The sequence below is a fragment of the Sandarakinorhabdus limnophila DSM 17366 genome (genome assembly GCF_945882885.1).
GTDB lineage: Bacteria > Pseudomonadota > Alphaproteobacteria > Sphingomonadales > Sphingomonadaceae > Sandarakinorhabdus > Sandarakinorhabdus limnophila_A.
Genome location: NZ_CAMCWT010000058.1, coordinates 1 through 13,384, shown reverse-complemented (window position 1 = coordinate 13,384; position 13,384 = coordinate 1). Strand labels below are relative to the sequence as shown.

Here is a 13,384-nt window from a genome sequence, read left to right as displayed (position 1 = left end):
AGCTTTCTTGAGTTGAACCCGCTCGGCACCATTCCCTTCTTCACCGATGGTGACGTGAAGATGACCGAAAGCGCCGCCATCTGCCAATATCTGGCCGACAAGGTAGGCGCCTTGCGGGTGCTGCCCGGCGATCCGCGTTACGGCGACTACCTGAATTTCCTGCACCAGTCCGACGCGACGCTCACCTTCCCGCAGACGCTGGTGCTGCGTTACACGCTTCTGGAAAAACCGGAAAACCGCAATCCCAAGGTGGCGAGCGACTATCGCCGCTGGTTCATCGCCCGCACCACCTGGGCCGAACGCGCACTGTCTGATGGCCGGCCGTGGCTGTGCGGCGAAGAATTCACCGTCGCCGATATCGCCGTCGCCTATGCGCTGCTGCTGGCGGGCAATCTCGGCCACCTCGGCGAGGTTGGCCCGCATCTGCTGTCATACTGGGAACGGTGTCAGGCGCGGGATGGCTTCCAGCGCGCCAAGGCGGCGCAGAAGGCTTAGGCCGCGCGCACCTCGATCACCTCATCCAGCCTGAGCGGGCGATAGAGGTGCGGGAACAACTGCCCGCCGCGGCTTTCCTCCCACTTCAACGCCGCGCCCAGCGCATCGGCATCCAGCGTCAGCGCCATCACGCCCACATCGCCAGCAAACCATTTGGCCAGCGTGCCGGGCGCCTGTTCGGGCGTGGAGATGTGAATATAGCCATCACGCAGATCATCCGCCGATCCGGCAAACACGCGCGTTTCCTGAAACTGCGCCCATTCATCGGCGCGCAACAGCTTGATGATCGGTGTCATTTCACCTCACGCACAGGCACCTTCAGCGTGCACAGATCGGCTGCGCCGGCCTGACGCACGAAGAAACCGGTGCGGTTGGCGCGGGCCTGCACCACCTGGGCAAAGCTGGAGCTGGCCGTGTCCATCATCTGCCAGCGCGGAAAGCCGGGGATCTGGCTGGCGAGGCGCACGCGGGTGATCTTCGTGCGCTGACGCTCATCCTTGTAGAAACCCAGCGCCTCCGTGCCGCGCGGCAGGGCGGCGTGCGGTTCGATGCCGGCCAGCACACGGCCAACATTGGCGATGTTACGATCCAGATGGCGCGGGCCATGGCCGATCACGGCATAAAGCTCGGCGCCGTCACCGGTGTCCGGCGGCATGTCGCGGCCCACGCCCACCGTGCCATAACAATGCGCCAGCCACACCGTGCCGGTGCTGGTATCGCGCGCTGCCTGCCAGCCCGACACAAAGCCGGCTTCGGCATAGGTGTCCTTGAACGGCGACGGCGTGAAGGCGACATCGGCCAGCGGGCGCTCATATTCCGCCGGCAGCCGTTCCGGCCGCACCCGCTGTTCGCGCACATCGGGTGGCTGGCTCACCGGCTCCTTGCCGCTCTCCGGCTTGGCCGCCCATTGCACGACATAATTATCCTGCACCCGCACGATACGGCCATCATCAAAGCGGCCGGCGCGCACCAGTTTCTGGATGGCCGCCACATGCTGCGGCGCGAATTGCGGCGCCAGCTGGATCACCATGCGGCCGGCGGCGCTGTCCATCACCATGATCGTATCCGGATTGATGTCGAGCCAGTGCCCGGCCGGCGCGTTGGCGGCAATGTCATCAGCGGAGGTGTTGACCAAGGACGGCGGCGGCGCTTGCGCCAGCAGCAGTGGCGCCGCGAGGAGGAGCAGCTTGCGCATCAGGCGTCCTCCGCCTGAAAGTCCAGCGCCAGGCCGTTGATGCAGTGGCGCAGGCCTGTCGGTGGCGGCCCATCGGGGAACACATGGCCCAAATGCCCGCCGCAGCCGGCGCAATGCACTTCGGTGCGCACCATGCCGTGGCTCACATCTGTCTTGGTGCCCACGGCGCCTTCCACGGCGTCGTAAAAACTCGGCCAGCCGGAACCGGAGTTGAACTTGGTGCCTGACCGGTAGAGCAGCGCACCACAGCCGGCGCAGTGATAATCGCCGCTCCGCTTTTCATCGTTGAGCGGCGAGGTGAATGGCCGTTCGGTGGCATGCTCGAACAGCACGGCGCGGGCTTCGGGACTGAGGCAGCTCATCACACTCTCCAACGGGCAAGGGCATCGATTGCGCCTTGCAAGATATAGCTCGCCGCCAGCCTGTCCACCCGCTCCGAACGCCGGGCGCGCGACAAATCTTCGGCGATCATGGCGCGCTCCACCGCAGCGGTGGACCAGCGTTCATCCCACAGCAGCAGCGGCAGGCCGAGCACGGCAACATTGCGCGCAAACGCCCGCACCGATTGGGTGCGCGAACTGTCGGTCCCGTCCATGTTCAAGGGCAGGCCGATCACCAGGCCCTTCAACCGCTCCTTGTTCACCCAAGCCTTCAGTTCGGCCAGATCGGCGCTGAACTTCGTCCGCGCGATGGTGTGGGCCGGGCTGGCGAAACTCCAGCTGGAGTCGCAGGTGGCAAGGCCAATGGTTTTGGTGCCCACGTCCAGTCCGCCCAGCCGGCCAGCATCGGGCAGCACGGCCGCATAATCCGGCGCGTTGGCCGTGATCAGCGTTCCGCTTTCCACGCCGCCACCCGCGCCGCTGCATCGAGGCGCACGGCCTGCCAGAACAGCGGATAATCGAACACGTGGAAGTTATTGCCCGGCAGCACGAACGCCGGATAACCCGTCGGCGCTTCCCCGATCAGCAACAGCCCGCGGGGATCACAACGCGCCGGCACACCGGGCGTCACCAGCTTGCCGGCGGTAAGCGTCGCCGAAGGCACCAGGCTGCCGGGGTTGGCGCTGGCGGGGGCGGCGTCGCCGATGCTGCCCGTGAGGGGATTGCTGCACAGCATCGCCGTGCCGGTGCGGGAGGTGCCCGCCAGGCCCGTGCCAGCGTAATAAACATCAAGGATCGCCGACGCGTCGGCCGGCTCGGCAAAGCTCTGCCAGCTCAGCAGGCAGCGCGCCTGATCGCGCCGTTCGCAGGCCCGCAGGCCCAGCGCCGGCAGATCGGCGCTCACCGACACCGGCCAGCCCACCGCATAGGCCGCCACAACGCGGGCGGCAAGCGGCGTGCCCGCCACCTCTTCCTTCAACAGGCGCAACAGGTGCAGCGCACCCTGGCTGTGGCCGGCAAGGATGATCGGCCCACCTGGCGGCTGCGCTGCAAGGAAACGCGCGAAAGCCGCCTTCACATCAGCATAGGCCAGCTGCTGGGCGGCCTGAGCAAAGCGCCGCGTTTTGGGCGTGTTGGCCAGGAAACTGCCCAGCACCGCCTGGCGGTAATGCGGCGCCCACAGCGGGCCGGCCGCCGCCAGCGCGCTGGCTTCAGTGCGCAGGAAGCCAGCCAGCCGCAGCGCCGTTGCCGTATCGCTGGAACGGCCGTTCCACTGCGAATTGCCAAAGGCGGCGGTGGGCGGAATGAAGAACACCGGCACATCGCCCCTGGCCATGGCAGGCGCGCCTTCCGGCAGGAACGCCGTGGGATCATCGGCCCCATCCTTCAGGCCGCCCGGCCGCGCCGCCCAACTGGCAGGATCACCATAATCATAGGGCGTGCCGGCCGCGGCGGCTTCAAACGCGCCGCCCGGCACCAACGCCGCGCTGAGCAGGCGGTTGCCGGCCAGCCGCCAGGCAAAGGCGGCCACAATGACAAGGATGATGGCAATCGCCACCAGCCACAGGAACAGCCGCGGCAGCCGCGCCGGTCGTTCCACGCGCGCCGGCTTGGCCGTTGGCGCGGCGATATTGGCCTGTTCGTTTTCTTCCGTCATTCGTTCAGACAAGTCGCCAGCCTCATGGTGATGATCGGCTGGTGCCTAGCAGCGGTCGTCATGCACTGCGAAGAAAATCATGTCGCTGCCCTTCGAACCGCTTGAGTTTTTTGTAATGAGCGGCATAAAGTCACAGCCATGAGCAATATCCTCTGCGTTGAAGACGATGCCACCATGGCCGATCATATCGCGCAGGGTCTGCGCGAAGCCGGCTATCATGTTGATATTGCCGGCACTGGAACATTGGGCCTCGAACTGGCGATGGCCGGGCACTATGCCGCCATCGTGCTGGATCGCATGCTGCCCGAACTCGATGGCCTCACTGTGCTGTCCCGCCTGCGCGAAGCCGGCAACCGCACGCCGGTAGTGGTGCTCTCCGCGTTGGCCAGCCTGGATGAACGGGTAAAGGGACTGCGCGCCGGTTCCGACGATTATCTCACCAAGCCGTTTGAATTGCCGGAACTGCTTGCCCGTCTTGAAGCTGTGCAGCGCCGTGCCCTGCCATCGGGCGAAATCACCCGGCTGGTGGAAGGCGAGTTGGAGCTTGATCTGCTCGCCCGCCGTGTCACCTGGACGGGCAAGCGCATCGATCTGCAACCGCGCGAATTCCGCCTGCTGGAATATCTGGTCCGCCACCGTGGCCAGGTCGTCACCCGTTCCATGCTGCTGGAAGGCGTGTGGGATTATCATTTCGATCCCGGCACCAACGTGATCGACGTGCATGTCAGCCGCCTGCGCAAGAAGCTGGATGAAGGCGGCGCCGGCAATATCGTGCAGACCGTGCGCGGCACCGGCTACCGGGTCGGCGGCGAAACGGTCACGGCCTGACGGAGCGGTTGCCGACCAGCTTGGGTTATCGGCACGGAGACGAATTTGATGCACGGCAAGAAGCGAGGAGGGCGCGATGTCTCTGGCGTCGCAACCAACGAGCGACGCAGCCGTGCGCCAAATTCGCCCCGCCCTGAAGGGGTCGCCCCACTTGGGGCGATGACGATGGCGCAAGCTGGTCGGGAACCGCTCTGATGCCCCGGGCGGGGCTATCTTCGTGGAAACCATCGGGCTTCCGCCTGTTGCTGAGCGGGCTGGCGCCGCGCACCACCACGGCGCGGATCAGCTTGATGCTGTTCCTGGTCATCCTGGCCGGATCGGCGCTGCTGCTGATCCTGCTGGAACGTGCAACCCAGACCCAGCTCGACCGCGAAGCGCAGGCCCGCATCACCGCCATTGCCGAGACGGCCGAACGGACCTGGCGCCGCAGTGGCATCGAGGCTGCCGTCACCATTCTCGATGGCGAACTGGCGGTGCCTGGCCCGCTCATCATCCACCTCGCCGCCCGCGATGGCAGCCTGCTGCTTGGCAATCTGGCGCGCTGGCCGGCGCGCGTTCCCAGCGACCGACGCTATTACCGCGTGCCCGCCATGCACAACGAACATGGCGACATCGAACCCTATATGGTGACGGCACGGCCCATGCCCGATGGCTATCGCCTGCTGGTCGGCCGCAGCCTGGAAGCCGAAGTGCAGTTGCAGTCCACGCTCACCACGCTGCTGGCCGTGGCGTTGCCCGTGGCGGCGATGCTGGCCTGGCTCACCAGCAAACTGGCGGTCTCCATCATCACCGATCGGGCGCGCGGCATCGCCGATGTGGTGGGCGAGGTCACCGCCGGCAAACTGCACGCCCGGGTCGATCTGCCGCCCGGCCCGCCGGCCGATGCGTTTGATTCCATGGGCCAGGCCTTCAACGTCATGCTGGCGCGGGTGGAATCGGTGCTGGATGAACTGCGTGCCGTCACCGATGGGCTGGCGCATGATCTGCGCTCACCGCTCACCCGGCTGAAAGCCCGCATCGACAAGTTGCAACAGGGCAGCGTGATCGATGCCGCTGATCTGGAAGCGGTGTCGGCCGAAGCGGAATCGCTGCTCGGCATGCTCGATACCAGCCTGGAAATCACCCGCGCCGAAGCCGGCATCGGCCGCGACCGCTTTGAAGCGGTGGACCTGTCCCAGATGGTGGCCGATCTGGCCGATATGTATGGGCCGCTGGCCGAAGATGCCGGCGTGGAACTGGCCGTGCAACCCGGCCTGACCCGGGTGACGGCGCTGGCACACCGCCAGTTGCTTGGCCGGGCGTTGGCCAATCTGATCGACAATGCTCTACGCTATGGCGCGGCCGGCAAGCGCATCGAACTTGCCGCCGAACGCCACGACGGCGGCGCGCGGCTGGTGGTGGGCGATCACGGCCCCGGCATTCCATCGGCGCAACGGCGTGAGGCGCTGCGCCGCTTTGGCCGGCTGGATGCGGCGCGCGGCCGGCAGGGCCAGCGGCTGCAAGGCGCCGGCCTTGGCCTGTCGCTGGCCGCCGCCGTCGCCCGCCTGCACGGCGGCACCCTCACCCTGGCCGATAACAAGCCCGGCCTGCAGGTCGCGATCGATCTGCCAGCCGTGCCGGCGGCGGAATAGCGCCTCAGGCCGCCACCACCAGCCCGTGCCGCTTCTTGCCGGCGCTCACCTTCTGGCCCGGTGCCACCAGCACGGCATCGCTGCCCGCTGCTTCCCCATCGATGCGAGCGCCGCCCTGCGCCACCAGCTTGCGCGCTTCGTTCTTCGATGCAGCAAAGCCCAGCCCGATCAGCGCATCGATTATGCTCACCGGGCCGCTCACCGCGAACTGCGGCAGCTCCTCGCCCGCCCCGCCTTCGGCAAAGGTGGAGCGCGCCGTCTCCGCAGCGGCTTCCGCCGCGTCCCTCCCCCGGCACAGCGCGGTGGCTTCGGTGGCCAGCATTTCCTTGGCCACGTTGATCTCCGCGCCTTCCAGCGCCTCCAGCCGGGCGATCTCGTCCAGCGGCAGATCGGTGAACAGCCGCAGGAACTTGCCGACATCGGCATCGTGCGTGTTGCGCCAGAACTGCCAGTAATCGAAATGCGGCAGTTGATCCTCGTGCAGCCACACCGCGCCCTTGGCCGTCTTGCCCATCTTGGCGCCATCAGCCCGCGTGATCAGCGGCGTCGTCAGGCCAAAAGCATCCTTCGCATCCACCCGGCGAATGAGATCGGTGCCGTTGACGATATTGCCCCACTGATCACTGCCGCCCATTTGCAGCGTGCAGCCAAAGCGGCGATTGAGTTCCAGATAGTCATAGGCTTGGAAAATCATGTAGTTGAACTCGATGAAGCTCAATGGCTGCTCCCGCTCCAGCCGCAACCGCACGCTGTCGAACGTCAGCATCCGGTTGATCGAGAAATGCCGGCCATAATCGCGCAGGAACGGCACCAGGTGCAGCCGCGACAGCCAATCATCATTGTTGACCATCACCGCATCGGTCGACCCATCGCCAAAGATGAGAAACCGCTCGAAAATCCGCTTGATGCTGGCAAGATTGGCATTGATCTGCTCATCCCCCAGTAACTGCCGCGCCTCATCCTTGCCCGACGGATCACCAATCTTGGTCGTCCCGCCACCCATCAACACGATCGGCTTGTGCCCCGATTGCTGCAGATGCCGCAGCATCATGATCGAAATCAAGTTGCCGATGTGCAAACTGGGCGCCGTGCAATCAAAGCCGACATAGGCCGTGATCGCGCCCTTCCCCGCCGCGCCATCCAGCGCCGCCGCATCGGTGATCTGATGAATATAGCCGCGCGTTTCGAGACGGCGGAGAAAGTCGCTGCTGTAGGTCATGGTGGGGACGGCTTTACGGTGTGTGGCGCCGCTTGTCATGCCCCCACAAGCGCGGCCAGTTTTGACAGTTTTTCCGCATCTCGCCTGTTTTCACCGGCCCTTGTGTGCGGCCGAGGCCAAGGCCGATGGGTGCTGCGCCGCTCCAACCCATAGTACGGGCTGTGGGACAGAATAGAGGCAGAAGAGGAGAGCCTCCAGCGGCCCCTTCTCCTTTCCAGCGCCAGCCGTACAACGCAGGGGTTTGACGCCGAGAACCGCCCTCCCCTTGCATCCCGCCGCCTTATCCCCCATCGGGCCGGGGGATGACATTTATCTATCTGTTTCTGGCGCTGGGCCTGGCGGTGGGCTTGAACCATCCGGCCTGGGCGTGGCGGGTGTTGGCGCAGCTGGCGGCGGCGGCGGCGTTGGGCATGATGGCCTGGTCGATCTGGCTGGCCAATGGCGATGGCACGTTTGCGGCGCGGGCGGCCGATGATGTGCGGCCGTTGCTGCTCAATATCATGGCGGCGATTGCGGTGCTGGCGGTCCTGCTGCTGCTGGCGCTGCTGCCGGCGCAGTGGCGGCGGTACGCGGAGCCGGTGCCGGAATGGAACCAGCGCCAGCGGTGGGGGCAGATCGCCCGCATCCTGCACTGGACGAGCGCCGAGCTGATGCTGGCCGCGCTGCCAATGGGGCTGTTCGTGACGGTGCTTCGCCCTTCGCCGGAGCGCACGGATTTTCTGGCTGCGCATATCGGCATTGGCGTTGCGGTGTTTTTCCTGCTGCTGTTGCGCTGGGCGGCCCAGCGCGCTTCGCCGGGCCCGGCCAGCCCCAATGGCGCGGCAAAACTCAACAAATTGGCGCTGTATCTGGCGCTGGCCACGCTGCCGGTTTCCGGGCTGTTGCTGGCGGGGGCCACCGGCTGGTCGGTGTTGGGGCTGCACCTGCCCGAAGCCCTGCCGATGCCGCCGGCCCGCGCTCTGCATATCTGGCTTTCGGGCCTGTTTGCTGCGGCGTTCGCGGCCCATGCCGGCGCGGTGCTGTGGCATCATTTCGCCCTGCGTGATCGCCAGCTCATTCGCCGCATGCTGCGCTAGAACAAACGGCGCACATGGTGCAATGATGGCGCCATGGCCATCCAGATTCGCACCAGCCTTGCCGAAACGGAGCTGACCGAGTTCACACCGCACCGTCCCGCTCGCCCGGAGAAGAGCGAGGGTGGCCGGCCGTTCGTGCTGAGCACCGAATATACGCCGGCCGGTGATCAGCCCGCCGCCATCGCCGAACTGGTGGGCCAGGCCAATGACGGCGAGCGCGATCAGGTGCTGCTGGGCGTGACGGGTTCAGGCAAGACCTTCACCATGGCCAAGGTGATCGAGGCGGTGCAGCGCCCGGCGCTGATCCTGGCGCCCAACAAGATCCTGGCCGCACAATTATACGGCGAATTCAAGAGCTTCTTCCCCGAAAATGCGGTGGAATATTTCGTTTCCTATTACGATTATTACCAGCCCGAAGCCTATGTGGCGCGCACCGATACCTATATCGAAAAGGAATCGAGCGTGAACGAGGCCATCGACCGGATGCGCCATTCCGCCACCCGTTCCCTGCTGGAGCGCGATGACGTGATCATCATCGCGTCGGTTTCCTGCATTTATGGCATCGGCTCGGTCGAGACCTATTCGGCGATGACCTTCTCCTTGAAGAAGGGCGGCTCAGCCGATCTGAAGGAGGTGGTGAGGAAGCTCGTCGCCATGCAGTACAAGCGCGGCGACCTCAGTTTCGCGCGCGGCAATTTCCGGGTGCGCGGCGACTCCTTGGAAATTTACCCCTCCCACTATGAAGACAGCGCCTGGCGCATCAGCTTCTTCGGCGACGAGATCGAGCAGATTTCGGAGTTCGACCCGCTTACCGGCGAGACGGTGGCCAAGCTCGAGCAGATCAAGATCTACGCCAACAGCCACTATGTGACGCCCGGCCCGACCATGAAGCAGGCCGCCGACGCCATTCGCCACGAACTGACCGAGCGGCTGAAGGAGCTGAACACCGAAGGCAAGTTGCTGGAAGCCCAGCGGCTGGAGCAGCGGACGAATTTCGATCTGGAGATGATCGCCGCCACCGGGGCGTGTGCGGGCATCGAAAATTACAGCCGCTTCCTAACCGGCCGCCTGCCCGGCGAGCCGCCGCCCACGCTGTTTGAATATCTGCCGGAAAACGCCCTGCTGTTCATCGATGAAAGCCATGTGACGGTGCCGCAGATCGGCGCCATGGCCAAGGGCGATCACCGCCGCAAGGTGACGTTGGCCGAATATGGCTTCCGCTTGCCCAGTTGCATCGACAACCGCCCGCTGCGCTTTGCCGAGTGGGAGGCGATGCGGCCGCAGACGGTGTTCGTTTCCGCCACGCCGGGCCCGTGGGAGATGGACAAGACCGGCGGTGTGTTCACCGAACAGGTGATCCGCCCCACCGGGCTGATCGATCCGCCGGTGGAGATCAAGCCGGTGGAAGACCAGGTGGAAGACCTGATCCAGGAAGCCAAGAAGGTCGCCGCCGCCGGTTATCGCACGCTGGTGACGACGCTGACCAAGCGCATGGCCGAAGACTTGACCGAGTTCCTGCACGAAGCCGGCCTGCGTGTGCGCTACATGCACTCGGACGTGGAAACACTGGAGCGCATCGAGCTGATCCGCGATCTGCGGCTGGGCGTGTATGACGTGCTGGTGGGCATCAACCTGCTGCGCGAAGGGCTCGACATTCCCGAATGCGGGTTGGTGGCGATCCTGGATGCGGACAAGGAAGGCTTTCTGCGTTCCGAAACGTCACTCATCCAGACCATCGGCCGCGCCGCCCGCAACGTCGAAGGCCGGGTGATCCTCTATGCCGATCGCATCACCGGATCGATGGCCCGCGCCATGATGGAAACCGATCGCCGCCGCGCCAAGCAGGAGGAATATAACCTCGAACACGGCATCACGCCGACCACCATCAAGCGCAACATCGGCGATGTGCTGGCCGATGTGTCGACGAAGGATGGGCTGGTCGTCGATACGGGTGACGACGAGACCCAGCATCTCGTCGGCCACAATTTGAAAGCCTATATCGCCGACCTTGAAGAGCAGATGAAGAAGGCCGCGTCTGACCTGGAATTCGAGACGGCCGCCGCCATCCGCGACCAGATCCGCCGTCTGGAAATGGATGAACTCGGCCTGCCGCCGGATGCACGCGCCGCCGCCGCCAAGGGCCGCGCCACTGGCGGCGCGGCGGGCACGCGGACGACACGCTTTTCCAAGATGCAGAAGAAGGGCTTCAGCGCGAAACGGCGTGGGGCGGGGCGCTGAAGCAGGCGATCAACGATGCGGTTCGCAGGCGAGGCCATCACCATCGCCGTCCCAATCTGCCCGGTAATTTGGCTCATCTGACCTGATGTTTTCATAGCCAGCCGCCCGCGCGTCGTTGCAACCGGAAAAACGTCTGAACGGGCGCGGTTCGGGCTTCACCAGGGCAACCACTTCGTTGACCGGCGCGACAGTGTCCTGAACAAGATTGGCCTGCTCGGAGGGCGGCATTGTCGCAAGCCAGCCACCTCCACCGCCCAACAATATGCCAATAACAGCCAGCGTTGGCAGCGGCACGGATGATAATTCTTCGTTGCGTCGGCGTCTGGTCATGATGCGGAGCATGCACGACCAATCTTAAAGGCCAATTAAATCAGGCAACCCACCCCGGCGCGCAGGAATTCCGCCACCAGGCCGGGGTCGCGCTCGTCGGTCAGCTTGTTGGCGATCTCGCGGATGGACATGCGTTCAAAACGTTCGGCGCGCAGGCCGGTGAGTTCCTGCAGGCGGCGCAATTGGCCGATGGAGAGGCGTTCGCCCAGCCGGCCACCCATGCACTGGGCCTGGCGCGGGGGCACGCCCAGTTCCGTCAGGTTGCTGGTGATGCGCTGCGCCGGCGTGGTGCAGGCGCCCAGCAACAGCGCGACCATCAGTGCGGCAGATTTAGGCAGGGAGAGTTTTGCGGGCATCGGGCAATCGCCACCATGGGGTTTGCGGAGACAAGTGATGTTCGTGATGATAGCCGCCGAAATGAAAACAGGAGATTAATGAAATCAAGCCGCCAGCGCCAACACTGCGCGCCCGGTGCTGATCGGCAAACGGGCTGGCTGAATGGCGGTGCGGCAGAAACGTGCCAAAGAAAAACAATTGCCCAAGCGCCAGCAGCGCCGGAACTGCCCAGAACACCGCAAAATTGATCAGGCTGGCTCCCAGCGCCATGTAGATGCAGGCAACTACGGTGATCCGCACCAATTGCATGTGTGTGTAGTAATTCCCGAAAAAGCGCAGGAACCAGCGGCCGGGCGTATGTGGAGCATCGGCGTTGAAATCCGGATCGTTGTGGGTGCCAACATGGCGGTGATGGGCGAAATGGGCCGGAGCCATCTTATCGTAATCAAGACCGGCATACAGCATCAGCGCCGCACGTCCGGCGGTGCGATTGCGCCCGCGGCGGCCCGGCGCGAACGCCCCGTGCATGCAGTCATGGGCAATGATGAACAGGCCGGTCGACAACCATGCCTGCACCAGCACCACGCCAACCAGCGCCAGCGGATGCCAGTTGGCCAGCGGCGGGCCAAAGATGCACAAAAAGTGCACGGCCAGCCATGCTAACACGATCAGCAGGCCCAGGCTTTGGCTGATTGTTCCATCGTGCAATGTCGCGGTAGGCTTGTGCATGGCAGGGTTAGTGCGGCAATATGGGGACGATGAAAAGTCCCTGCGTCATCGTAAACGGCTGGGGATACAGGAGTTGATGATGCAGTTTTGGCCGGGTATCGATTATTTTCTTGGGGCGTTGGCGTTCATGGAAGGCGTGGCCTATGTCGGGCATCGCTGGGTGATGCACGGTTTCATGTGGAACCTGCACAAATCCCACCACGAACCGCGCCGGGGCCGGTTTGAAAAAAACGACTGGTTCGCCGTGATGGGTGCGGTTCCGGCAATCGCGCTGATCGTTTGGGGATCGCTGAACGGCTTCAACGCGGCGTGGTGGATCGGCATGGGCATCACCGGCTATGGTGCCATTTACGCGGGCTTTCACGATATCATCGTGCACCGCCGCTTGGCGCACAGCTGGAACCCGCAGGGTCGGTATCTCAAACGAATCGTGCAAGCCCACCGCCTGCACCATGTGGTGGAAACGCGCGACGGCACCGTCAGCTTCGGCTTCCTCTGGGCGCCGCCGATCCGCGAATTGAAAGCCAAGCTGGAAGCCGATGGCCGCGGCCGCATCCGAGCTTCGGCCAAAATGAAAGCCGAAATGGGCATGGTTGAAAATGCCGAGCACTGGGCGCGCTGAACGCAGCAACCGGGCTGGATCTGCCTAATCCGGCATCGTCCACAGACCTTCCCGGGCAGGCCCAGGCATCGGCCAGCGCTGCTTGCGCACCAGTGCATCGCCCAGCGCCAACGCCACAGCACGGGCCTTTTCGGCTTTCGTCGTCGAAACCCGCTGAGCCAGCCCCTCTTCCTCCAGCCCGCGCACCTTGCGGCCGATGCCGCCATAGATGCGGGCTGCGGCCAGCACCGCCCAGGCGGCGCGGTTGCCCAGTGCCGAGGTGCCGAAGCGGGCTGATTCTTCATACTCCTCGGCCTTGAACACCAACCGGGCGACAAGGCGGGAGAGTTGCCGGCGGTTGCGTTCCAGCACGTAACTGTCCGGCTCCAGCCGCACGCTGGCCAGCCAATCATCGGAGATGTAGCGGCGGCCGTTCATCGCGTCTTCGACCACGTCGCGGGCGATGTTGTTGAGCTGAAAGCTCATCCCCAGATCACAGGCGCGTTCCAGCACCGCGCGTTCATCGGGCTTCACGCCCATCACGATCGCCATCATCACGCCCACACAGCCCGCCACGTGATAGCAATAGGTGAGCGTATCATCGAAGGTGTGGAATGGCCGCGCTTCCATGTCGATGCGGAAGCCGTGGATCAGATCGCGCGGATAGCG

At 64.6% G+C, this 13,384-nt stretch carries 16 protein-coding genes; 6 read left to right on the top strand and 10 right to left on the bottom strand.

The features are described from left to right. On the top strand, positions 1-495 hold a 495-nt coding region (locus Q7O19_RS11395; protein ID WP_303810641.1), incomplete at its 5' end, for a glutathione S-transferase family protein. Here Q7O19_RS11395 and Q7O19_RS11390 read toward each other — a convergent pair. From Q7O19_RS11390 to Q7O19_RS11370, 5 genes are read right to left on the bottom strand one after another with little or no spacing between them, the layout of a single operon-like run. After that, on the bottom strand, positions 492-791 hold the full coding sequence (locus Q7O19_RS11390) for a DUF952 domain-containing protein (RefSeq protein ID WP_303810640.1): 300 nt from the start codon (positions 789-791) through the stop codon (positions 492-494). The genes Q7O19_RS11395 and Q7O19_RS11390 overlap by 4 nt on opposite strands. Continuing rightward, on the bottom strand, positions 788-1,690 hold the full coding sequence (locus tag Q7O19_RS11385; protein WP_303810639.1) for a peptidylprolyl isomerase: 903 nt from the start codon (positions 1,688-1,690) through the stop codon (positions 788-790). The genes Q7O19_RS11390 and Q7O19_RS11385 overlap by 4 nt, the downstream gene beginning before the upstream one ends. After that, positions 1,690-2,052: a peptide-methionine (R)-S-oxide reductase MsrB gene (msrB, locus tag Q7O19_RS11380; RefSeq protein WP_273433662.1), complete on the bottom strand. Its 363-nt coding sequence runs from the start codon at positions 2,050-2,052 to the stop codon at positions 1,690-1,692. The genes Q7O19_RS11385 and msrB overlap by 1 nt, the downstream gene beginning before the upstream one ends. Then, a complete protein-coding gene (gene ruvX / locus Q7O19_RS11375) occupies positions 2,052-2,519 on the bottom strand; it encodes a Holliday junction resolvase RuvX (protein WP_303810643.1) in 468 nt (155 codons plus the stop codon). The genes msrB and ruvX overlap by 1 nt, the downstream gene beginning before the upstream one ends. After that, positions 2,516-3,727, bottom strand: coding sequence for a DUF3089 domain-containing protein (locus Q7O19_RS11370; protein ID WP_369692467.1), 1,212 nt, complete (start codon positions 3,725-3,727; stop codon positions 2,516-2,518). Before Q7O19_RS11370 ends, ruvX begins: the two co-directional genes overlap by 4 nt. Positions 3,728-3,865: 138 nt before the next feature. On the opposite strand from Q7O19_RS11370, the gene Q7O19_RS11365 reads away from it, so the two are divergent. Further along, positions 3,866-4,555: a response regulator transcription factor gene (locus Q7O19_RS11365; protein WP_273461347.1), complete on the top strand. Its 690-nt coding sequence runs from the start codon at positions 3,866-3,868 to the stop codon at positions 4,553-4,555. A gap of 194 nt (positions 4,556-4,749) precedes the next feature. After that, positions 4,750-6,186 (top strand): ATP-binding protein, encoded by a 1,437-nt coding sequence (locus Q7O19_RS11360; RefSeq protein WP_303810638.1) that lies wholly within the window; start codon positions 4,750-4,752, stop codon positions 6,184-6,186. A gap of 4 nt (positions 6,187-6,190) precedes the next feature. On the opposite strand, the gene tyrS is transcribed toward Q7O19_RS11360, so the two are convergent. After that, positions 6,191-7,405 carry a tyrosine--tRNA ligase gene (gene tyrS / locus Q7O19_RS11355; RefSeq protein ID WP_303810637.1) on the bottom strand — a complete coding sequence of 405 codons (1,215 nt, stop codon included), beginning with the start codon at positions 7,403-7,405 and terminating at the stop codon, positions 6,191-6,193. 302 nt (positions 7,406-7,707) lie between these two features. On the opposite strand from tyrS, the gene Q7O19_RS11350 reads away from it, so the two are divergent. Both Q7O19_RS11350 and uvrB read left to right on the top strand, forming a co-directional pair. Further along, positions 7,708-8,481 carry a cytochrome b gene (locus Q7O19_RS11350; RefSeq protein WP_303810636.1) on the top strand — a complete coding sequence of 258 codons (774 nt, stop codon included), beginning with the start codon at positions 7,708-7,710 and terminating at the stop codon, positions 8,479-8,481. 33 nt (positions 8,482-8,514) lie between these two features. Further along, positions 8,515-10,719: an excinuclease ABC subunit UvrB gene (uvrB, locus tag Q7O19_RS11345; protein WP_303810635.1), complete on the top strand. Its 2,205-nt coding sequence runs from the start codon at positions 8,515-8,517 to the stop codon at positions 10,717-10,719. 9 nt (positions 10,720-10,728) lie between these two features. Here uvrB and Q7O19_RS11340 read toward each other — a convergent pair whose 3' ends face one another. Genes Q7O19_RS11340 through Q7O19_RS11330 form a run of 3 tightly spaced genes read right to left on the bottom strand, consistent with a single transcriptional unit; the run spans position 10,729 to position 11,970 of the window. After that, positions 10,729-11,049, bottom strand: a complete 321-nt coding sequence (locus Q7O19_RS11340; RefSeq protein WP_303810634.1) for an excalibur calcium-binding domain-containing protein — start codon at positions 11,047-11,049, stop codon at positions 10,729-10,731. 35 nt (positions 11,050-11,084) lie between these two features. Beyond that, complete coding sequence (locus tag Q7O19_RS11335; RefSeq protein ID WP_303810633.1) at positions 11,085-11,405, bottom strand: hypothetical protein; 321 nt, start codon at positions 11,403-11,405, stop codon at positions 11,085-11,087. Beyond that, positions 11,380-11,970 carry a fatty acid desaturase gene (locus tag Q7O19_RS11330; protein WP_303810631.1) on the bottom strand — a complete coding sequence of 197 codons (591 nt, stop codon included), beginning with the start codon at positions 11,968-11,970 and terminating at the stop codon, positions 11,380-11,382. Before Q7O19_RS11330 ends, Q7O19_RS11335 begins: the two co-directional genes overlap by 26 nt. A gap of 220 nt (positions 11,971-12,190) precedes the next feature. Here Q7O19_RS11330 and Q7O19_RS11325 point away from each other — a divergent pair, with 220 nt between their 5' ends. Then, positions 12,191-12,736, top strand: coding sequence for a sterol desaturase family protein (locus Q7O19_RS11325; protein ID WP_303810629.1), 546 nt, complete (start codon positions 12,191-12,193; stop codon positions 12,734-12,736). A 24-nt stretch (positions 12,737-12,760) separates the two neighbouring features. On the opposite strand, the gene Q7O19_RS11320 is transcribed toward Q7O19_RS11325, so the two are convergent. After that, positions 12,761-13,384, bottom strand: a 624-nt coding sequence (locus tag Q7O19_RS11320; RefSeq protein WP_303810627.1) for a squalene/phytoene synthase family protein, incomplete at its 5' end; no start/stop codon positions are given.